Below are 20,884 nucleotides of genomic sequence, written 5' to 3' on the forward strand. Positions count from 1 at the left end.
GCATTTATGGCATTGATTTTATTATGGGTATTTGGTTTTAAGAAATTTGTTTCAATGACCAGCCCTCTTGTCTCGTTCACGCCGGCGGTCTGCGCATCACAAAACGGATCGCCGAAATGACCTGTGCATGGATGAACGGTGTCACGGTCCACCTGCCCCGATCGGCCACACGCCTTCCTGTTGCCGCCTTGTTGACTGTGTTCTGGATAGCGCTTTTCGGCGGCGGCCAGGCAAGTGCGGACTGGATCAACCTGACAAGCGCGGAAAAACTGCCGAATATCGCTGAAATCACGGTGCGCGAAGATCGGGTCCATCTTGTTCTTCAGCTGTCCGAAGACAGCCTGGACATGATGGATGAATTGCTGAGTGACGACATGCGGCGCGAGCGGGGGATCGAACCGGAGCCGATCGAACAAAGGATGGAGCGCTTCGCCCGGGACAAGTTCCAGATAGTTGCAGACAGCGCAGACGCGCTGACTGCGACATGGCGCTTTTCCGAACCCCGGGCGCGAAAGGACCGGTCGTCTCCGGTGAACGGGGTCGTCCACCCGCTGACGCGCCAAAAAGCGCCCGAACCGCCCGACAACAGCCGGGTGCTTCACGCCGAAATCGACTATTTCTTTGAGCAAAGACCGAACACACTCACCTTCATTCCACCCCTGGATGACAGCGGTCGTGCCGCGCTCGACATCGGTTTTATCGTCTTCCAGAAAGGCGTGCCCGTCATCGATTTCCGGAGGCTCACCGGCCCGGCGACGCTCATGATCAATTGGGAGGATCCCTGGTATTCCGCTTTCGAGAACCCGAGCCTGACGCGCCATCACCGTTGGCCCATCATGTCGTTTATCTATGTCGAACCGCGGGAAGTCAGGCACGAAGTCATGCTGAGACTGCAGGACCTGCAAGACTGGGCCGGCGTGAACATTGACGGAAACGCAAGAATTACCGAGGACGGGCGAAGCCGCATTCTGGAGGCAGCCAGCCGTTTTTTCGAAGACAAGAACCCTGTTATCATAGACGGCACCCCGGCTGAACCGGCGACCGTCTTCTCGGAATTTCTGGATCTTACCCTCGCCGGCGTTCAGGTCATAGGCGATGACCGGACCCTGGACCCGGCAACCGCAGTGCTCGGCGTGACCCTGTCCTACCCGGTTGGACAAATGCCTGAGGAAGTCACCACGATCTGGCAACTCTTCAGCGACCGGATTGAAACCGTGCCGGTAACCTCGATAGATCCTGTCGGTCCGTTTCCCTCCGAGTTCGGTGTCACCTACCCGTCTCACACCTGGACGAACCGTCTGTTGCGATATGAGGAACCCGGCGTTGCCACGGTTCCGGTCACCGATCAGAGGGCCATGAAGCTTCCCCTGCTCACGATCGTGCTTGCCGTTTTCGCATTGAACGCGGCCGCATTCGCTCTCAAGGCGAGTAAATGGGCGAGGTTCATCGGCTTTGCCGCGGCCCTCATCTTCGCCACGGGAGCTGCCGCAACAACCGACCGTTTCATTGCAACCCTTCCCAATCCGTTTGCCAACTTGCCGGGCGAAAATGAAGCCCAAAACGCGATCCGGTCCGTCTTTGAGAATGCCAACGCCGCGTTCTACGAGATCAAGGACAAGGAATTTGACGCCGAGCTCTCGAAATTCGTGGCTGAAGGATTGGCGCAAATCGTTTCAATCGAACTTGAGCGGGCCAACCGCATCGAATTGCCGGGGGGCATGACGGCCCGTGTCGGCGACATTCGTGACGTCAAAATCACCGAGATACGCCCGCTCGACGCCGGCCGCGGGTTTTCAGCGCTTGCGCAATGGTCCGCCGAAGCCGTTGGCCAGCACTGGGGCTACCTGCATTTGAAAGATCTTGATCTGCAGGCGCGCGTCGAAATGATCGAGGATGATCGGGTCTGGCGGCTTGCCGGTCTGACCAACCTCACAATCGAGATCAGGGAGTAGGCAACAAAGGGAAGCTCAGCTGGCACTGGCGTCTTCGCCGGTGCCGGTCTCGCCCGGCCCCTCAACCTGATCAATCCAGTTCTGGAGATTGTAGTAGGTGGTGATGCGCGCGATCTTTCCGTCCCGGATCTCAAAGAAGCTCCCCGCCGGAAGATCGTAGGTCTGTCCGTTGGCAGGCGGCAGCCCCTCATCGGTCGCAATGTAGGTGCCGTGCACGATAAACTCGGCTGCTGCGCGGTCGCCTTCTTCGTTGACGAAGAGAACAATATCAGAGAGCCGTTCCTTGTAGCAGCGCGTCATGTGCACGTTGAAGGACCAGAACTTGTCCTTGCCGACGCGTCGCTCCCCCTGATTGACGTCGTGAATGAGATCTTCGGCGACGAGGCTCTCCATCTTCTTGGTATCACCGGCATTGAAAGCGGCGAAGTAAGTATCGATCAGAAAGCGGGATTGCTTGTTCGGCATGTCGTCTCGCACAAATTGGATTGCAACTCACCGGCGAGTTTGCCTGCGGTGCGAACGCCACGCAAGGGATATGACCGCCCGTTCTTTACAAAGGCTTGTCAGCCTGAAGCGCGCTGCCCCCTATCGGGGGGCTAGGTGATGGACCCATAAATGAGACTGAAATGGCATGCGAAATGGCGAAATCACGTCAGGAAGAGTGTGCGGAGCGGGCTTCCTGCCCGGTCAAGCACGCTGACGCCACGGGGTGATGCCATTTCCATGTCCTTCGGATTTGACCGGCTTGCGCCTCTTCGGCGTTGCGAAAGGCTTGAAAATGCGCCGCATTTCCTGCGCTTCCGCTCCTTGACGAGAAGCAAGCCACCTCAAACCATTTCGGCCTCATTTATGGGTCCATCACCTAGGGTACGGACCCATAAATGACGCCGATTTGGCGGCAGAAATGGCAAAATCTCGTGAGGAAGCGTGTGCAGAGCGGGCTTTATGCCCGGTCAAGCGCGGTGACGCTGCGAGATACAGCCATTTTGCCGTCCTTCGGATTTGGCCGTTTTGGCCATCTTCAACGTCGCGAAAGGCTTGAAAATGAACCACATTTCCTGCGCTTTCGCTCCTTGCAGTTGGTCAAAACGATCCAAACCAAATTGACTTCATTTATGGGTCCGTACCCTAAGCCTCTGGAGATAATTCAGATTGTTGCGAAAAAGCAACATATAGTGACACAATTACATCATATGCGAAACGTCGTACAATTACCACTTGCAACCTGACAGCGACTTGCCGTATCAACCCGCCACCGATGAATTGTCCGGTGCAGATATCAATGGTTCGGCTATCTTTGCCACCCGCGTGATCCGGCTCTGCCGCATTCATGTACGGATGCTGCTCTGGAATATCGGTCGCCAGCGCGTGTAGCTCAGCAGGTAGAGCATCGGGCATGTTGCCCGACGGTCACAGGTTCAAGTCCTGTCATGTGTACCACGGATAGCTCAGTTTGGTTAGAGCATCGGGTTTCACCCCGACTGTCGTGGGTTCGATTCCCACTCCAACCGGCAAACCCTGTGGGTTCGGGTTCGACTCCCGGTAACTGCCCCATTGGGGCGACAGCTTCAGGTGCTGTTTTTAAAAAGGGATCTGAAGGGATCTTGCGGACGCAGGAGGCGTAGCCCTGTCTTCGGACATGGCGCGCGGATTGCCGACGCCAGGCGCCCTCGCCCGGTTGCCGTCGATGGCTGCGCTGCGATTTTGCCGGACGTGCTCCTTTTCGAAGGGGTGCTACCCGCCTCACCGCCGCAAGGCCCTCTGGCCGGAAACCCGGTGGGAGCCCTCGTGCTCTCTTCAGGTCTCCAGACCTGTTCAGTTCTTCGCCCCGGATCGCCCGATGGACGTTCCGGAAACCACCAACCGCAAACCAGACATCAACATGAAAGGACAGCCAAGTGCCTTAGAGCCATGGAAGGAGTATCGAAATGATGACTATTCTCGACAAAATTCGCGGGCGAACCCGCGTTGTGATTTCCGAAAACGAACGAGCGGTTCACCTCGTCAGAGGTGAGATCCAGGGCATCCTCGAACCGGGCGAACACAGTCTGAAAAACGGCCGTGGTACGCTCGTGGTGGAACGGCAGTCACTGGCATCGCCCGAGTTCAGGTCCGGTTATGAGAAGGCACTTTTCGATAAGCTCCCTGACGTGGCCGAAAAGCACCTGACCGTCGTGCGGACCCGGTCCGCCGAGGTTGCGATTGTCGAACGGGACGGACAGATCCACAAGGTTCTGGGTCCTGATGAACGGCTTGTTCTTTGGACGGCTGCAGGACCGTGGACCTGGGAATTGATCGACACGCAGGAACAGCCGGAACTGCCGCAGAAACTGATGCGCAGGCTGGGCGATGCAAAGCAGACGCAACAGTTTGAAATCGTTCGGGTGAGCGAGGGAAACGTTGCCCTGTTCTTTGTCGACGGCATCCTGACCCGGACGCTCAAGGCAGGTGTGCACGCGTTCTGGAAGGCCGGACGGTCGCTGACCCAGAAGCTTATCGACCTGAAACGGCAGAGCCTCGACGTTACGGGACAGGAACTCCTGACGCTTGACCGTGTCACGATCCGGATCAACCTGTCAGCGGAATTTCGCGTCGTTGACCCGGTCAAGGCTGCGCAGGACGTCAAGGACTTCACCGACACGCTGCACCGGGCGCTCCAGGTGGTGTTCCGGAAGCAACTCGGCGCGCTGAAGCTGGATCAGATCCTCGAGCGCAAGGGCGAGGTCAACGCGGAGGCAACCGCCCGGATCCAGTCGGACATGGCTGCGATCGGTCTGGAGATCCACGATATCGTCCTGAAGGATGTGATCCTGCCGGGCGAAATGCGTGAGATCCTCAACAAGGTTGTTACGGCTGAAAAAGAGGCCGAAGCCAACGTGATCCGGCGCCGGGAAGAAACCAACGCAACCCGTTCACTTCTGAACACGGCCAAGGTCATGGCGGAAAATCCGGTCATGCTGCGGCTGAAGGAACTGGAAGCGCTGGAATCGATCGCCGCAAAAGTGGATCGACTGACGGTCCACAACGGAACCGGAGGCTTGATGAACGATCTTGTCAAGCTGCGCGACGACAGCGCGGCGTAACATCGGTCGGCGCGGGGCAACCCGCGCCGATTTCTTTTTTTACACCGCCTCGGTCTAGAACTGGGGCCAGTTTACAATGTTTCTTGAGACCCCGGCTCAAGGCCGGGGCGGCACGAAAAAATACCTAAAATGCAAAACACCACAAAAATCTCCAAACAGCTGTCGTTCTGGCTGAGGCATTGTCCGCAGGACGCCGGCCTGGTTCTGTCCGAAACGGGTTGGGCAGATGTCGGCGCTGTTTTGAAAGCACTCGAAACGAAGGGCATGTCTTGCAACGCCGCCCGGCTCGGCCAGGTCGTCGCTTCAAACGACAAGCAACGCTTTGAACTTTCTCAAGACGGCAGTTCAATTCGAGCGCGACAAGGGCACTCCGTTCAGATCGACCTTGAATTGGCACCCGTCACCCCGCCGCACACGCTATTTCACGGAACTGCGGAACGCTTTCTCTCTTCGATCCTGGACGAAGGATTGAAACCGATGCGGCGTCATCATGTGCATCTGTCCGGCAATCCCGATACGGCACTCAAGGTTGGCAAAAGGCACGGCAAGCCTGTTGTCCTGCTGGTCGATGCCGAAAGAATGGTCGCCGAGGGGCACCTCTTTTACCGGACAGAAAACGGCGTCTGGCTCACGTCATCCGTACCTGTGGGCTTTCTGGCAAGGAATTCCGGCAAAGTGTGACGTAGCGACATTGACGAAAACCGGCAATCAGCTGACACTTTCGGCATGATTTTTTAAAGAGCTGGTTTGACGATGAAGTTTCCTGCATCCCGCCTGTTAGTTGACACGCATTCCTGCCCGAGTTGCTTCGGTGTTCCATTGCCGATCGTCTGGAAGTGCGCCTGGACCGTCTGGACCGGCAAGTCGCCCCAGGCGCGTATGACGGACTTGTGCCTTTGCCTTGGCCCCCCACCGCCGATCGGCGGAGACCCGATCATGAGCGGTGCATTCAATGTTCTCGTGGAAGGCCTTCCGGCGGCACGCATGACCGACCTGACCCTCAAAGCCGGTACACTCGTAACCGGCTATCCCCGAGTTCTGATTGGAATGCAGGCCGGCGGAGGCGGTGGCGGTGGCGGTGGCGGCGGAGCAGGCGCAGTTGGACCCGGACCAGTTGGCAAAACCAATGTCGGGCCGTCCATTGTCGTTGAAGGGACCGAGGATTTTAGAGAGAAAACCGTACAGGCACTCGCAAAAATCGCCCAGACCCCGTCAGGAAACAAGCTTCTCAACGATCTCCACACTTCCGGCAAGACGATCACGATCGTAGAGACGACCGGTGGAAACGAAGTCACCGACTTTGATGCCAACGGCGGATTGGATGCCAGCGGTAAACCCGGGTCCGGTTGTGATACGACTGTGCACTACAATCCAAATACAACCACGCTTGGACCGGATGAGCCCTGGATGACCCGGCCACCCGAAATTGGCCTTGCCCATGAGCTGATCCACTCCTCGCACGCTGCAAACGGCGAATTGGATTTTACTGAGGTGGACAATGATGGACAGGCAGATCCCTCCGATCCGACAAAAAAGACTCAGGTTATCAAGGAAGAAGCAAGGACCGTTGGATTTCCGCCCCACGACAACGAACCCTATAGCGAGAACAAGATCAGGGACGAGTGGGACCCCAAGCAGCCCCAACGCCCATACTATTAATCGGCGCAATTTCATGGCAGGACTGACGACAGCCAGCCTCGCCTGCATTATCGACGAAAAGGCAGACGCAATGTCGGCAATCACAAATCAGAACGGTGACATGACTCTGTCCGCGCAAATGCGCCAGGACGGCATCTTCATGATGTTGACCTACCAGGTCACCAACACCTCCGATAGCACCCTCTATTTGTTCGACGTTCTCCACGACCAATTCGATGGAGCGGTTTTCCCCCTGGTTGATGCGTGTTATGCATCTCTGGAACAGGGGCAGCTTGTTCTGAGCCGCCAGATCGTTGCTGTGCCAAAAGGCACGCTGGTCGAATACGTAAACATTCCTTTTGTAACTGCAATCAAACCGGGATTCTCGGTAGAAAAGACCGTACGGCAAGTACAGCCCGTTTTTCCGTGGTCACCCTATACTGATCGCGATCGGATACCTGAAGCAAAAGGTGTTATCCAGATGAGTGCCTGGTTCCGTGTAGGGTACTTCCTGGGCGTCGAGGGAACGAGCGACCTGATCAAGGCGATGCCAACCGACCAGGGCACTCGCCCCGCATTCAGTCCTTTTCCATATGCGTCGCAAAAGACGCTGATGACCGGCCCCCTCGGCAACATCGCTGTCTACGATATGGGACAGAACTAAAACTGGGACAGTCCGCGAGCGAGCCACTGAGACCGGGGGATCTCTTCTCCAATCTTGAAGCTGAACCTTTCGACCCGCGTCACGCCTGCGTTCGTCTCACACCGGAAAGCGATATCAAACCAGCGCCCGAGGCTGCGAAACGCAACGCGTTGGTATTCCAGCACCGTTCCCCCTCTTGCGCGTGCACGCGGCAGCGCTTCCGGCGGCACCGGGCTGACAGCGGTAAGCTGTGCATCCAGCTCGGTCATGCAGAGCAGGCTCAACCGTTCTCCTTCCGTGAGGCCCCGCATTCTCGAGGTGATGCGCGGATTGTTGGCGGAATAGATCTGCCGCGCCTGGATGTGGCCCGGACGGCGCACGGTTCCGGCAGAAGATGACGCCGACGACGAAGCGGACGGCGTGGCACGGGCGACCTGCCGCGCCGGTTTGGGCGCTGGCGGCGCTGCGCTGACAATCGGCCCAACCGTGCCGAAATCATCGGGCGCAATCTCGTCCGCATCGCCGACATTCACCTCAGCCTCCGTTCCGGCCTCGGCCAGTTCCACCGGTTTCGGCTGCGGTTCGGGCGTGACATCCGTTTCCGTTTCACTGACCGGACCTGCGAGCGGATCGAAGTCGTCGGCAACCTCGGTCTCCAAGGGTGTGTCCGGCGTGGTTTCCTCCGTTGCCACGATCTCTTCTTCAGGCACGTCTTGTTCTGGCAACTCTTCGTCCGGAGCATCTGCCTCGGCCGTATCGGTCTCGGCAAGGTCTTCTTCAATGGCGGGTTCGTCAGCCGGCTCGGACGTCACCACGTCCTCATTCACCTCTTCCGCCACTTCCTCGGCAACGTCCTCTGCAACATCGCTGTCTTCCGTTCCGGCGTCGGCGATCTGCTCGGCCTCGTCCAATGGCTCCGTCTCTTCGGTTTCCTGCGTCTCTTCCGTCTCCGCGACTTCTTCCTCGACGGGTTCCTGAAGAGGCTGAAGCTCGGTGTCCTGCGGTTCGGGGTCTTCCTCGGCAAATTCCTGAACCGCTTCCTGAATGGAGGGAGGCGGCGGGGTGTCCGCGGTTTCTTCCTCTTCAGGCGCGGGAGCCGGTTCGGGCGGCGGCTCTTCTGTCTCTTCTTCGGTTTCCTCTTGCTCGGGTGCCGGTTCAGGCGGGAGATTTTCCTCCTGCTCGTCTTGCTCTTCCGGTTGTTCTTCGCTCTGGGGCTGATCTTCGGCTTGTTCTTCTGCCGCGGCGTCCTCTTCCGCTGGGGCAGGCAACGTGATGATTTCCACCTCGACAGGCTCCTGGCCGGGTTCCGTCACATAGCCGGAAATGCCCCCCAGAAGGACAAGCGCAAGCGCCCCGTGAAGGACGAGCGAAGTCGCAAGCCCCCAGGTAAAAGTCTGCCGGTCTTCTTTGGCCGCCTCGATCATCGGACGGTTCATATCTGCGATTATGGCCAAAAAAGAGCCCTCGACCGAGTTTCCGCAATCACCATTTCTTCAAATGAGTTCCAGATCGTAAACAAAAAACCCGGCATCGAAGCCGGGTTTTCGCAAATATCTCGAACTGCGCAGCGTCTTAGCTGTCCAGGAAGGAACGCAGTTTGCGGGACCGGCTCGGGTGCTTGAGCTTGCGCAGCGCCTTTGCCTCGATCTGGCGGATACGTTCGCGGGTCACCGAGAACTGCTGACCGACTTCTTCCAGCGTGTGGTCCGTATTCATGCCGATGCCGAAGCGCATTCTGAGGACACGCTCCTCGCGCGGCGTCAGCGAAGCCAGAACGCGTGTGGTCGTTTCACGCAGGTTCGACTGGATCGCCGCGTCGATCGGCAGCACGGCGTTCTTGTCTTCAATGAAATCGCCGAGATGCGAATCTTCCTCGTCACCGATCGGCGTTTCGAGCGAGATCGGCTCCTTGGCGATCTTCAGAACCTTGCGCACCTTTTCCAGCGGCATCTGCAGCTTTTCGGCCAGCTCTTCCGGGGTCGGTTCACGGCCGATCTCATGCAGCATCTGGCGCGACGTCCGGACGATCTTGTTAATCGTCTCGATCATGTGCACCGGAATACGGATCGTCCGTGCCTGGTCCGCGATGGACCGGGTGATGGCCTGTCGGATCCACCAAGTCGCGTAGGTGGAGAACTTGTAACCGCGCCGGTACTCGAATTTGTCGACCGCCTTCATCAGGCCGATATTGCCTTCCTGAATGAGATCCAGGAATTGCAGGCCGCGATTGGTGTATTTCTTGGCGATCGAGATCACGAGACGCAGGTTCGCCTCGACCATTTCCTTCTTGGCGATGCGCGCTTCGCGCTCGCCCTTTTGCACCATGGCGACGATGCGGCGGAATTCGGTGATCTCAAGACCGGTTTCGGTTGCAAGCGTCTGGATATCCTGACGCAGCTCGCGGACGGTCTCTTTTTCCTTGGCGATGAAGTTCTTCCAGCCGCGCGTCGACAGGTTGGCGACCTTGCGCAGCCAGTTCGGATCAAGTTCGGCACCCTGGTACTGTTTCAGGAAGTCGGTGCGGTCGACATTGTAGCTGTCGGCCAGACGCAGCAGGCGGCCTTCGTAACCCATCAGCCGCTTGTTGATGTCATAGAGCTGGGCAACGAGAGCATCGATGCGGTTCTGATTGAGCGACAGGCTCTTCACATCGACGATGATGTCTTCTTTCAGCTTCTTGTAGCGGCGCTCCTGGCTGGGCGACAGGGTCTTGTTGGCCAGTTTGTTCTCGACCAGTTGATCCTGAAGGCGGCGCAGTTTCTTGTAGTTGTCGGCAATGTTGTCGAACGTTTCCAGGACGCCGGGCTTCAGCTCCGCTTCCATCGCGGAGAGGGAAACGTTGGATTCGAACTCGTCGTCGTCCTCTTCCTCGCCCTCGCCTTCCGCGTTTTCGTTCTCCGTATCTTCCGAAGCGCCTTCCGGTGCCTTTTCTTCGCGGGAGTCGCTCGGAGCGACATCATCGTTTGCCACCTGCGGTCCGGCCTTGGCATCCGGGCCGGCATAGGTCGCTTCCAGGTCGATAATGTCGCGCAGGAGAACCTGGGCTTCGTTGAGTTCGTCGCGCCAGATGATAATGGCCTGGAACGTCAGCGGGCTTTCGCAAAGACCTGCAATCATTGCCTCGCGGCCGGCCTCGATGCGCTTGGCAATCGCGATCTCGCCTTCGCGGGACAACAGTTCGACAGACCCCATCTCGCGCAGATACATGCGCACCGGGTCATCGGTCCTGTCTGCAGGTTCCTTGGTGGTGGTGGTCTTTGCAACGGCGGTCGTGGTTGTCGTGGCCAGTTCGCCGCCATCGACTTCTTCCGGGCCATCCTCGGCTTCATCGGAATCGATCACATTGATGCCCATGTCGGACAGCATCGACATCGTGTCTTCGATCTTCTCCGAAGAGACCTGTTCGGAAGGCAGGACCTCGTTCAGCTCGTCATAAGTGACGTAGCCGCGTTTCTTCGCGGCCTTGATCATCTTTTTGACGGCGGCATCCGACAAATCGAGAAGCGGGCCGTCCGGACCGTCCGTGCTTGCTTCCTGGTTTTCGTCTGCTTGCGTCGCTTTGGCTACCATATTGTGCTCCAGTTCGCGACCGCGGTGGTCGCGCAGCGCTCTATTTCCGGCTTCAAACCAACCTGCCCTTTGCGCGCCGGCATTTTCGTGCGGCGGCGTCCGAAGGAATCAGTCTTGTCAGATTTGTAAACCGTGTCCCTTAAGTCCCAATTAACCGTGCGCATTTCGACATTGACATTTCTTGTTATCAACGAAGCACACAGCCTTTTGTTGAGGCACGCGCACGTACGCATGCCGAAGCGGTTTTCAAACGGGTCTGCAGCGTTTTTAGACTATTGACCGCGAGCAGGCTTGGGCTCCGGCGCTCGAATGCTGCAAAACCCCTATTTAGCTCGGCGCGCACGATTCGCAAGTGTGATTCGTCACCGGTCAATCGGAAAATGCAATTTTTTGGCGTCTCACACACGTTTGGAGCCGAATTCGGAAAATTCAGACCGTGCTTTCACTTCTGGTCCGACACATCTGCGCACGTATCGGCCGCTTCGGCCAAAGCCGCTATTGTGCAGCAGCGACAGGGGGCGACGTCCTGATCTTCTTCGCCCGCTCGGCAAGATCCGCCTCGTCGCGCGCGCACTCCTCGCGTCTCCGGCTCAGGTCCTGTGTCAGCGCCTGAATACGTGCCCAGGAATTTTCGTCCAGTTGCTCGTCCGCGTTGGCCAGTTCGCCGGAGAGTTCCTCTTCAAGCGCATTGAGTTCGAGCTGATCCAGAAAATGCAGGTAGGCCGCCTCCACGAAATCTTCGGGCGGATTGGATTTCAGAAGCGGGAACCGGTGGTTCAGTACCGAGAATTCCGCTTTGCGCTGTTCCTGCAGGCCGATCGTCTCCAGCATCATTTCGTTCATGATCTCGCGCAAGGGTTCGTCGAACGAACTTGTCAGTTGCGCGATCGGAGCTGCCTCGAGGTCATCGACAATCCTGCAAAGAACATCGCGCAACTGAAGGTGCAGATCGTTGGTAAAAGGCAGCCCGGAAAAGCGCTCGAAATTCCGGTCAAGCAAATGCGGAAACCGCATGCAAATACCGAGCACCAGGCGTTCCGTGCCAAAGGCGTTGCTGGTGGCGACCCGCTCTCGCGCAAGACCAAGTCCTGAGGGATTGTCGGATGTCTTCTTTCCGTCCCGGCGGTTCTGTCTCGCCTGCTCGAAAAACAGGTTCGACAGCTTGAACTTGAGGTCGAGCTGATAGCGCCGCCTGACGCGTTCATCGCGAATGGTGCCGATCAGGTCGTCGAAGCGCTTTTCCAGCGCGGCCTTGCGTTCAGGTGTGTCAATCCGCGAAGCCGAAATCTCGCGTTCCCAGACGGCATCGAATAGGGCCTGCGCCTTACCGACTTCCTGCCGAAACCCGTCCAGCCCCTTTTCCTTGACCAGGTCATCAGGATCCATGCCGTCGGGAAGAAAACTGAACTGAAAGGAATATCCGCTTCGCAGGACCGGAAAGATCCGGTCGATCGCGCGATGCGCGGCGGAAACGCCGGCGGCATCGCCGTCGAAACAGATCACCGGCTCGGGCGCAAACTTCCACAGCCGGACAACCTGATCCTCAGTGAATGCCGTGCCGAGGGAAGCAACGACATGCTGTATCCCCGCCTGCCAGAGCGCAATGGCATCCAGATACCCCTCCACCACAACCGCTTCCCCGGTCTTGAAGGCCGGCTCACGCGCGCGATGCGCGTTGAACAGCATGACGCCCTTGTGAAACAGGGGTGTTTCCGGAGAGTTGAGATATTTCGGCTGGCCGTCCGGCAACAGCGTTCGCCCGCCGAACGCCACCACTCGGCCCCTGTCGTCCTGGATCGGGATCATCAGGCGTCCACGAAACCGGTCATAGCCCGGACGTCCGTCATCCGGGCGGATTACCAGCCCGGCTTCCACCATCGCGGTTTCCGGAACGTCCCTGTCGGCAAGGTACGACTTCAGCGCATTCCGGCTGTCCGGTGCATAGCCGAAGCGGAATTCCCTGAGCGTTTGAGGCATCAGCCCCCGCTTCGCGGTATAGGCTCTGGCCTGTTCACCGCGCGGCCCGGCATATTCGCTCTGGAAGAACTGTGCCGCCATCTCGCAGATATCGGCGAGCCCGGCCCGCTTCTTTTCGCGTTTCGCCGCCTGGGGGTCCGGCGCCGGCAAAGCGACACCGGCCTGCTCCGCCAGACGTTCAACGGATTCTGGAAAACTCAGTCCCTCGGTCTCGCACACAAACGTGAAATGATCGCCCGAGGCACCACAGCCGAAACACTTGTAACGGTTGCGCCGGTCATCGACGTGAAAGCTCGGGCTCTTTTCCTGGTGGAACGGGCAGCAGGCCCAATAATCACCCTTGCCGGGCTGTGTTTTGCGGCGATCCCAGGTTACGCGCCTTGCGACTATGTCCGAGAGCGTCAGCCGGGCACGGATTTCATCGAGAAGACGCGGTTCAAATCGCATGAGCAGAACGAAGGATCAACTGTGTGGCAAGACAAACCCGGCGGTTGCTTGAACCACCGCCGGACCGGTCAGCAAAGATAGAATGAGTTTACCGGCAGCGCCAGTGCCACTGCACTGAAGTGCCCATATTCGGCAAACCTGTTGATGGCCGTTTGAAAACCGACCCGTTTCGGGAACAGGTTTTCCGGTGAACGGCGAACCCGTCAGTTTTCGGCGACATCGTCTCCGCCCTTGGACGCGTGGTATCCGTTCGCCTCGCTTCGCAGCATTTCCTTCACGAAGCACGAAGCCTGAACGAAATCCATCTTGCCCGGGTAGCGGCTTTTCAGTTCGCTCATGCAGCGCCCGATATCCCGCAGGCCGTGCGCGTCGATATCCTTGACGGTCTCCTCGCACAGCGACCGGATTTCCTCATCGCTCAGTTGAACGGGCAGAAATTCACGGATGATCTGCTGCTCGACCCGTTCCTGCTCCGCAAGATCGAGCTGCCCGCTGGTCTCGAACTCCTCGGCCGATGTCTCGCGTTGACGGATCATTTTCTGAAGGATCTCGATGACTTGGGTCTCACCGACACCGTCCTTGCCGTTGTCGCGTGCGGCCGCTTCTCTGTCCTTGACGGCTGTCTGGATCAGGCGAAGTGTTGCGCATCTGCGCTTGTCGCCGTCTTCCTGCGCCAATTTGAGCGCAGAACCGATTCTTTCGCGCAATTCGTCGCGCATGGTTCACCCTATCCCTGCCGCACTGAGCCCTCGGGCGGATTGACGCCCTTCCACAACGCTCAGTCAAGCTATTGAATTTTAACGATCTTTTTTCAAAGGATCAATATTGACGATCCCGGTCGCTTCCCATAGAGTCCCGCGCTTGATGCAGACGGCTATTTGCATGCAACTTTGCCTGCCACAGACGCCTATCCTGCAGCGCATGATGTCACCAACAGACTTTGGATACAAGACATGACGACTGCAGACGCATGGTCTGAGACCCCGGCGACCGCCCTGCTTGTGCTTTCGGACGGCAGCGTGATTGAGGGGCAGGGTCTCGGTGCCACCGGCCAAGCCGTTGGTGAGATTTGCTTTAACACCGCGATGACCGGTTATCAGGAGATCCTGACCGACCCTTCTTATTCGGGTCAGATCATCACGTTCACATTTCCGCATATAGGAAATGTCGGCGCGAATGACGAGGACATTGAAACGGTCAACATGGCCGCATCAAGCGGAATTCGCGGTGTTGTGCTGGCGGCCTCGATCACGGATCCGGCGAACTACAGATCGGCCCGGCATCTCGATGCATGGCTGAAATCGCGCAACCTGATCGGAATTTGCGGTGTCGACACCCGCGCCCTGACGGCGCTGATCCGCGAGAAAGGCGTTCCGAACGGGGTCATCGCGCATGCGCCCGACGGTCGTTTCGATTTGCCGGCGCTCAAGACGGCAGCGGCAGAGTGGCCGGGGCTGGTCGGCATGGATCTCGCAAAAGACGCATCGACAACACAATCCCATCCGTGGTCGCAGACAACATGGAAATGGGATGAAGGCTTCGGCGAGGCAAGCGGCGGCGACTACAAGGTCGTCGCGATAGACTTCGGCATCAAGCGGAACATTCTGCGCCTTCTTTCCGAAGCCGGCTGCAATGTGACCGTTCTGCCGGCAACCGCGACTGCAAGCGATGTGCTGGCCCATGAACCGGATGGCGTGTTCTTGTCGAATGGTCCGGGGGATCCTGAAGCGACGGGCGAATACTCGGTCGCCATGATCCGGGAAGTCGTTGACAAGGGCGTGCCGACATTCGGCATCTGCCTTGGCCACCAGATGCTGGCGCTGGCACTTGGCGGCAACACCGTCAAGATGCACCAGGGCCACCACGGAGCCAATCACCCGGTCTTTGACCATACGACAGGCAAAGTGGAAATCACCTCGATGAACCACGGTTTCGCGGTGGATGCCGAGAGCCTACCGGAGAATGTGCAACAGACCCATGTCTCGCTGTTCGACGGATCCAACTGCGGACTGGCCATCAAGGACAAGCCGGTCTTCTCCGTTCAGTACCACCCCGAAGCGTCTCCGGGACCGCGCGACAGTCACTATCTGTTCAAGCGTTTCACGGATATGATGCAGGCCTCAAGGTCAGCCTGACGCTGTCTGCTCACCGCCGGACGGAAGGTTTCAGCACGGCGCGATGACGGCAAAACTCGGTGACGGAAAGATTCGGCAAGTGAGTGGATGCCGGACCGGCTCACGCCTGGTCATGTTTTGATTTCACGGACACACAGACACCAACACCCCCGGTCCATATCACGAATCGGGGGTGCGGTTTTTTGCGTCGGCGCTTAGGCGATCAGTTCGTCGAAAGCGGACAGGATCTGCTCGACTTCAGCAACCTGCTCATCGAGCATCTGTTTCTGCTCTACGAGGATTTCCTGCTGTCCCTTGCAGATTTCCTGCAATTCGCGGAACTGATCCTGCTTGCTCGCACTGCTCTCGACCAGCTTGATCACGCGCCTGATCTCGGCGAGCGTCAGCCCGATTTTCTTCGCCTGGGCAATTACGCGCATCCTGGAGACATCCCGGGTGCCGTAGAAGCGGCGTGCGCCTTTGCGAACAGGGTTCAAGAGCCCTTTTTCTTCGTAGAAGCGCAAGGTTCTGAGCGTTACGTTGAAGCGCTCAGACATTTCTGAGATCGCGAGGGAGCGATCTTCAAGTACCAGTTCGTTGTCCGGACCGGCTATGTCCGGAACAATGACCATGGTGGTAGCGACATTGTTCATAATATTTAGCCCGATCTTTTTCTTCTGTTTCGAGTTCGGCCTTTGCTTGCAGCACCCCTGATTTACCGGTCCCACCTCCGGTACGTCAGGTCCCACTAGCGCATCAACAACGGACGCTCGATTATTGCCATTGCACACGGCACGAAGCCCCAGCCTTCTGGTGGCCACGACTTACAAGCTAGACTAATACACCTGTTCGACAGTTAAAATCTAGGTAAAAATCAGAATTATTTGTAATTTTTGACATAGAATTCAGATTACAAAAAAACAAAACGTGACCAATTATAGAAAGACTAGGGCCCCAACAAACATTAATCACGGGGCTAAAGTTAGATAGTTACACCAATATTAATTATCGATAATCTGAAACGAATAAATCACGTTTTCTATGTGAGCGAAATCCTGTCCACGCTTTCTTACGTCGCGGCAGGAAGAGACGGAAAAACTACTTAGTTTTCTTTGGCTGCAGATATTTTTTTGTTTTGGTCACCAAATCAATTTTAGATGGTATCTAGGCGAATCAGCAAAAGTAAGTAGCAAATGGCAGAGGCAACCCGTGATATATCAAATTCCCGGCCACTTCTTTAGCGCGATTACTGGTGCAATTTAATACAGATTGGTATTTTTTGGCCAATTTACGTTGGTGCAAGTTGTACCTGTCAGCAACTTCCCTTGGAGAAGACTGCAGCGCCAAACCGCTCAGCTGCGGTAGAACGCGCAGATGGCACTCACCAAGGCGCGCGAAATCAGCTGAACAGCGGCGATGTGTGCCGCTTTGGGCCTCTTTTGGGCGAACAAATCGTTTGGATGACAAAAAAGAGCACATTGTGCACTTCTTGATTGACAAAGTGCAGCCCAGGTTATTTTTCTGAGGTCGGTCGGCGTGCAGCACGCAATGCGCTCACGCGAAACTATCGCCTTTGGAACAATCGAAATATGGCCGAAAACAAAACAAGAGCCTCTGCGTCGGGCATGACACCCCAACAGTTTCGCCATTGGAGACGTACACTCGGACTGAAGCAGAAAGATGCGGCAGAACGTTTGGGCCTCAAAAAGCGAATGATCCAGTATTACGAAAAAGGCAATCGGGACGGCAGGCCGGTGGAAATACCGAAATCAATACGTCTGGCCTGCTACGCTTTGTCGGAGGGGATCGGCGATTTTGACGGCCAGTCGACGACGCCACTCGGCCCAGATGCACTCGAAGCCGACGGATAAGCGTATTTTCGTTCCGGAAAACGCCCGGATGTGCCCGGCGCGGGGTTTCCTAGTGGTCCTCTTTTCCCTATAAGACGCGCTCAGCCAACATTGATACTTACCGTTACACCGCGCCAGACCGGATAGCGACGACGCTGATCGGGGTGGCCGCTGCGACCTGCGAGCCGAGATGCCCAAACGCACAGATATATCTTCCATCCTGATTATTGGTGCCGGTCCGATTGTCATCGGACAGGCCTGCGAATTCGACTATTCAGGCACTCAGGCCTGCAAGGCCCTGCGCGAAGAAGGCTATCGCATCATTCTGGTGAATTCGAATCCGGCGACCATCATGACCGATCCGGACCTTGCGGATGCGACCTATATCGAACCGATCACCCCTGAACTGGTCGCAAGGATCATCGAGAAAGAGCGGCCGGACGCGTTGCTGCCGACAATGGGCGGTCAGACCGCGCTCAACTGTGCGCTCGACCTGGAACAGATGGGCGTTCTGGAAAAATATGGCGTGGAAATGATCGGCGCCCGCGGCGACGTTATCGAAAAGGCTGAGGATCGCGAAAAGTTTCGCGCTGCGATGGATTCCATCGGACTGGAAAATCCGCGAGCTTCCATCGCATCCTCTCCCGCCATTCGCGGCGAAGACGGCAGAATTAAAGGCTACGATCGCAATGCGGGTTACCTCGAAGCCATGCGGGCGCTCGACGAAATCGGCCTTCCGGCCATTATCCGCCCCGCCTTCACGCTCGGTGGCACCGGCGGCGGTGTCGCCTATAACCGTGAAGAATACGAAACCATCGTGCGCTCCGGCATCGATGCATCTCCCGTCGGTCAGGTTCTGATCGATGAGAGCCTTCTGGGCTGGAAGGAGTATGAGATGGAAGTGGTCCGCGACAAGGCGGACAACTGCATCATCATCTGCTCGATCGAAAACGTCGATCCGATGGGTGTTCATACCGGAGACAGCATCACCGTCGCGCCGGCACTGACGCTCACCGACAAGGAATACCAGATCATGCGGGACGCCTCGATTGCCGTTCTGCGTGAGATCGGCGTGGAAACCGGTGGGTCCAATGTCCAGTTCGCCGTCAACCCGGACAACGGCCGGCTTGTCGTCATCGAGATGAACCCGCGGGTCTCGCGGTCCTCGGCGCTGGCCTCCAAGGCAACCGGCTTCCCGATCGCCAAGATCGCGGCGAAGCTTGCCGTCGGCTATACGCTCGACGAACTTGAAAACGACATTACCGGCGGAGCGACACCTGCTTCCTTCGAACCGACGATCGACTATGTCGTGACCAAGATTCCCCGCTTCGCCTTTGAGAAATTTCCCGGCTCGGAATCAAACCTGACGACGGCCATGAAGTCGGTCGGCGAGGTCATGGCCATCGGTCGTACCTTCAACGAAAGCCTACAAAAGGCACTCCGCGGCCTGGAAACGGGTTTGAACGGCTTTGACGAGACCGACATTCCGGGCCTCGACCAGGGCGATGACCGGAACGCTCTGCGTGCCGCTGTCTCCACGGCAACGCCGACAAGGCTGCTTAATGTCGCCCAGGCCATGCGGCTCGGCATGTCGATCGAGGAAATTTACCAGGCGAGCGGTATCAACACCTGGTTCCTGGAGCAGATCGCCGACATTCTGGCGATGGAGGCCAAGGTCCGGAACATCGGACTTCCGCAAGATGCCGCCAACCTGCGCAAGCTGAAGGCAATGGGTTTCTCCGACGCCAGGCTAGCAAGCCTGGCCGGCCTTGACGCGAACGACGTTGTCAAACTGCGCGGCGAGCTGAACGTTCATCCCGTTTACAAGCGTATTGACACCTGCGCAGCCGAATTCGCTTCCCCCACCGCCTATATGTATTCGACCTACGAGGCGCCCTTCATGGGCGCGCCTGCCTGCGAAGCCGCGCCTTCGGACCGCAAGAAGGTCGTCATTCTCGGCGGCGGCCCGAACAGGATCGGCCAGGGCATCGAATTCGACTATTGCTGCTGTCACGCCGCCTTCGCTCTCGACGACGCGGGCTACGAGACCATCATGGTCAACTGCAACCCGGAAACGGTCTCGACGGACTACGACACATCCGACCGGCTCTATTTCGAACCGCTCACGCCCGAGGATGTGCTGGAGATCATCCGCAAGGAACAGGAAAACGGCACGCTGCACGGCGTGATCGTTCAGTTCGGCGGACAGACACCGCTCAAACTTGCACAGGCCCTGGTGAAGGCGGACGTGCCGATCCTCGGCACGGCACCGGACATGATCGACCTGGCGGAGGATCGTGACAGGTTCCAGAAGCTTCTGATCAGGCTCGGGCTGAAACAGCCGGAAAACGGGATTGCCTATTCGGTCGAGCAGGGTCGGCTGATCGCCGGCCAACTGGGCCTTCCTCTCGTGGTGCGCCCATCCTACGTTCTGGGCGGCCGGGCAATGCAGATCATCCGCGACGAAGAGGCCTTGAATTCCTACCTGCTCGGCACACTGCCGGAGCTGGTGCCGGCTGAAGTGCGCGCCAAGTATCCCAATGACAAGACCGGCCAGATCAACACGGTGCTTGGCACCAATCCGCTGCTGTTCGACCGCTATCTTGAAGGGGCGATCGAGGTCGACGTGGACGCGCTCTGCGACGGCAAGGACGTGTTTGTCTGTGGCATCATGGAGCATATCGAGGAAGCTGGTATCCATTCCGGCGACAGCGCGTGTTCGCTGCCGCCGTTCTCTCTTTCAGAAGAGTTGATCGACGAACTCAAGCGCCAGACGACGGCATTGGCGCTTGCTCTTGAGGTCGGCGGTCTCATGAACGTCCAATACGCAATCAAGGACGGCGAGATCTACGTTCTTGAAGTCAACCCGCGCGCTTCCCGGACCGTGCCTTTCGTCGCAAAGACCGTTGGAGCCCCGATTGCAAAGATCGCAAGCCGCGTCATGGCCGGTGAAAGCCTGGCGTCCTTCGGGCTGACCGAAAAGAAACTGGACCACATCGCCGTCAAGGAAGCTGTGTTTCCGTTTGCGCGATTCCCCGGCGTCGACACGATCCTGGGGCCGGAAATGCGGTCGACCGGCGAAGTCATGGGGCTCGACACCGCATTCGGCACCGCCTTTGCCAAGTCGCAGATCGGAAGCGGCACCGGTGTCCCGGATCAGGGCACGGTGTTCGTCTCCATGCGCGACGTCGACAAGGAAGGCGTCGTGGATGCCGTGAAGAGCCTGGAGGACGCCGGCTTTGCGATCATCGCAACCGGCGGCACCCAGAAATACCTTGAGGACCAGGGCATTTCCGTGAAGAAAATCAACAAGGTGCTTGAAGGCCGGCCGCATATCGTCGATGCTGTCAAGAACGGTGAAGTCCAGCTTGTCTTCAACACGACAGAAGGTGCCCAGGCGATCGCCGATAGCCGGTCAATGCGACGGGCAGCGCTCCTGAACAAGGTTCCGTACTACACGACCCTTGCCGGATCGGTTGCAGCAGCCAAAGGCATTGCCGCCCGCAAGGCGGGGAGCCTTGAAGTAAGACCTTTACAATCCTACTTCGGCTAGGGCTATTATACTCGTTGACCGGCCGGGAAAGCGCGCCTTTCCCGGCTTGGTTTGTTT

At 57.8% G+C, this 20,884-nt stretch carries 15 protein-coding genes and 2 tRNA genes; 11 read left to right on the top strand and 6 right to left on the bottom strand.

Going from position 1 to position 20,884, the window contains the following annotated elements:
• Nucleotides 1-116 precede the first annotated feature (116 nt).
• Nucleotides 117-1,952 (top strand): hypothetical protein, encoded by a 1,836-nt coding sequence (locus RBB49_RS24955; RefSeq protein WP_306145634.1) that lies wholly within the window; start codon nt 117-119, stop codon nt 1,950-1,952.
• A 15-nt stretch (nt 1,953-1,967) separates the two neighbouring features.
• Here the strand turns inward: RBB49_RS24955 and RBB49_RS24960 are convergent, their stop codons facing one another.
• Entirely contained in the window at nt 1,968-2,417 is a 450-nt protein-coding gene (locus RBB49_RS24960) for a ketosteroid isomerase-related protein (RefSeq protein ID WP_306145635.1), read from the bottom strand.
• Between the two features lie 416 nt (nt 2,418-2,833).
• On the opposite strand from RBB49_RS24960, the gene RBB49_RS24965 reads away from it, so the two are divergent.
• The 7 genes from RBB49_RS24965 (at nt 2,834) to RBB49_RS24995 (ending at nt 7,337) form a co-directional block, all read left to right on the top strand.
• Complete coding sequence (locus RBB49_RS24965) at nt 2,834-3,181, top strand: hypothetical protein (RefSeq protein ID WP_306145636.1); 348 nt, start codon at nt 2,834-2,836, stop codon at nt 3,179-3,181.
• A 135-nt stretch (nt 3,182-3,316) separates the two neighbouring features.
• Nucleotides 3,317-3,392: transfer RNA gene (locus tag RBB49_RS24970), tRNA-Thr, on the top strand.
• Between the two features lies 1 nt (nt 3,393).
• Nucleotides 3,394-3,460 (top strand) — tRNA-OTHER (locus RBB49_RS24975).
• 423 nt (nt 3,461-3,883) lie between these two features.
• A complete protein-coding gene (locus RBB49_RS24980; protein WP_306145637.1) occupies nt 3,884-5,035 on the top strand; it encodes a slipin family protein in 1,152 nt (383 codons plus the stop codon).
• Nucleotides 5,036-5,164: 129 nt separating this feature from the next.
• The gene (locus RBB49_RS24985) at nt 5,165-5,716 is read left to right on the top strand and encodes an RNA 2'-phosphotransferase (RefSeq protein ID WP_306145638.1); all 552 of its coding nucleotides are present in this window, start codon (nt 5,165-5,167) and stop codon (nt 5,714-5,716) included.
• Between the two features lie 72 nt (nt 5,717-5,788).
• Complete coding sequence (locus RBB49_RS24990; protein WP_306145639.1) at nt 5,789-6,694, top strand: M91 family zinc metallopeptidase; 906 nt, start codon at nt 5,789-5,791, stop codon at nt 6,692-6,694.
• Between the two features lie 13 nt (nt 6,695-6,707).
• Nucleotides 6,708-7,337: a hypothetical protein gene (locus tag RBB49_RS24995; RefSeq protein ID WP_306145640.1), complete on the top strand. Its 630-nt coding sequence runs from the start codon at nt 6,708-6,710 to the stop codon at nt 7,335-7,337.
• Here the strand turns inward: RBB49_RS24995 and RBB49_RS25000 are convergent.
• The 4 genes from RBB49_RS25000 to RBB49_RS25015 all read right to left on the bottom strand — a co-directional run bounded on the left by RBB49_RS25000 (nt 7,334) and on the right by RBB49_RS25015 (nt 14,017).
• Nucleotides 7,334-8,770 carry a DUF930 domain-containing protein gene (locus RBB49_RS25000; RefSeq protein ID WP_306145641.1) on the bottom strand — a complete coding sequence of 479 codons (1,437 nt, stop codon included), beginning with the start codon at nt 8,768-8,770 and terminating at the stop codon, nt 7,334-7,336. The genes RBB49_RS24995 and RBB49_RS25000 overlap by 4 nt on opposite strands.
• 118 nt (nt 8,771-8,888) lie before the next feature.
• Entirely contained in the window at nt 8,889-10,886 is a 1,998-nt protein-coding gene (gene rpoD / locus RBB49_RS25005; RefSeq protein WP_306145642.1) for an RNA polymerase sigma factor RpoD, read from the bottom strand.
• A 495-nt stretch (nt 10,887-11,381) separates the two neighbouring features.
• Nucleotides 11,382-13,310, bottom strand: coding sequence for a DNA primase (gene dnaG / locus RBB49_RS25010; RefSeq protein ID WP_306145643.1), 1,929 nt, complete (start codon nt 13,308-13,310; stop codon nt 11,382-11,384).
• Between the two features lie 203 nt (nt 13,311-13,513).
• The gene (locus RBB49_RS25015; RefSeq protein ID WP_306145705.1) at nt 13,514-14,017 is read right to left on the bottom strand and encodes a GatB/YqeY domain-containing protein; all 504 of its coding nucleotides are present in this window, start codon (nt 14,015-14,017) and stop codon (nt 13,514-13,516) included.
• 246 nt (nt 14,018-14,263) lie between these two features.
• Here RBB49_RS25015 and carA point away from each other — a divergent pair, with 246 nt between their 5' ends.
• Entirely contained in the window at nt 14,264-15,445 is a 1,182-nt protein-coding gene (carA, locus tag RBB49_RS25020) for a glutamine-hydrolyzing carbamoyl-phosphate synthase small subunit (RefSeq protein WP_306145644.1), read from the top strand.
• A gap of 194 nt (nt 15,446-15,639) precedes the next feature.
• On the opposite strand, the gene RBB49_RS25025 is transcribed toward carA, so the two are convergent.
• The gene (locus RBB49_RS25025; protein ID WP_306145645.1) at nt 15,640-16,077 is read right to left on the bottom strand and encodes a MerR family transcriptional regulator; all 438 of its coding nucleotides are present in this window, start codon (nt 16,075-16,077) and stop codon (nt 15,640-15,642) included.
• Between the two features lie 936 nt (nt 16,078-17,013).
• Between RBB49_RS25025 and RBB49_RS25030 the strand changes: the two genes are divergently transcribed.
• On the top strand, nt 17,014-17,295 hold the full coding sequence (locus tag RBB49_RS25030; protein ID WP_306145646.1) for a helix-turn-helix transcriptional regulator: 282 nt from the start codon (nt 17,014-17,016) through the stop codon (nt 17,293-17,295).
• Nucleotides 17,296-17,464: 169 nt separating this feature from the next.
• Nucleotides 17,465-20,827 carry a carbamoyl-phosphate synthase large subunit gene (gene carB / locus RBB49_RS25035; protein ID WP_306145647.1) on the top strand — a complete coding sequence of 1,121 codons (3,363 nt, stop codon included), beginning with the start codon at nt 17,465-17,467 and terminating at the stop codon, nt 20,825-20,827.
• Nucleotides 20,828-20,884: the final 57 nt, after the last annotated feature.

Source organism: Roseibium sp. MMSF_3412, assembly GCF_030733265.1.
In the GTDB taxonomy this organism is placed as follows: domain Bacteria; phylum Pseudomonadota; class Alphaproteobacteria; order Rhizobiales; family Stappiaceae; genus Roseibium.

Coding starts and splice junctions, on each gene's coding strand:
- RBB49_RS24955 (WP_306145634.1), top strand. CDS start 117: ATGACCTGTGCATGGATGAACGGTGTCACGGTCCACCTGCCCCGATCG.
- RBB49_RS24960 (WP_306145635.1), bottom strand. CDS start 2,417: ATGCCGAACAAGCAATCCCGCTTTCTGATCGATACTTACTTCGCCGCT.
- RBB49_RS24965 (WP_306145636.1), top strand. CDS start 2,834: ATGACGCCGATTTGGCGGCAGAAATGGCAAAATCTCGTGAGGAAGCGT.
- RBB49_RS24980 (WP_306145637.1), top strand. CDS start 3,884: ATGACTATTCTCGACAAAATTCGCGGGCGAACCCGCGTTGTGATTTCC.
- RBB49_RS24985 (WP_306145638.1), top strand. CDS start 5,165: ATGCAAAACACCACAAAAATCTCCAAACAGCTGTCGTTCTGGCTGAGG.
- RBB49_RS24990 (WP_306145639.1), top strand. CDS start 5,789: ATGAAGTTTCCTGCATCCCGCCTGTTAGTTGACACGCATTCCTGCCCG.
- RBB49_RS24995 (WP_306145640.1), top strand. CDS start 6,708: ATGGCAGGACTGACGACAGCCAGCCTCGCCTGCATTATCGACGAAAAG.
- rpoD (WP_306145642.1), bottom strand. CDS start 10,886: ATGGTAGCCAAAGCGACGCAAGCAGACGAAAACCAGGAAGCAAGCACG.
- dnaG (WP_306145643.1), bottom strand. CDS start 13,310: ATGCGATTTGAACCGCGTCTTCTCGATGAAATCCGTGCCCGGCTGACG.
- carA (WP_306145644.1), top strand. CDS start 14,264: ATGACGACTGCAGACGCATGGTCTGAGACCCCGGCGACCGCCCTGCTT.
- RBB49_RS25025 (WP_306145645.1), bottom strand. CDS start 16,077: ATGAACAATGTCGCTACCACCATGGTCATTGTTCCGGACATAGCCGGT.
- RBB49_RS25030 (WP_306145646.1), top strand. CDS start 17,014: ATGGCCGAAAACAAAACAAGAGCCTCTGCGTCGGGCATGACACCCCAA.
- carB (WP_306145647.1), top strand. CDS start 17,465: ATGCCCAAACGCACAGATATATCTTCCATCCTGATTATTGGTGCCGGT.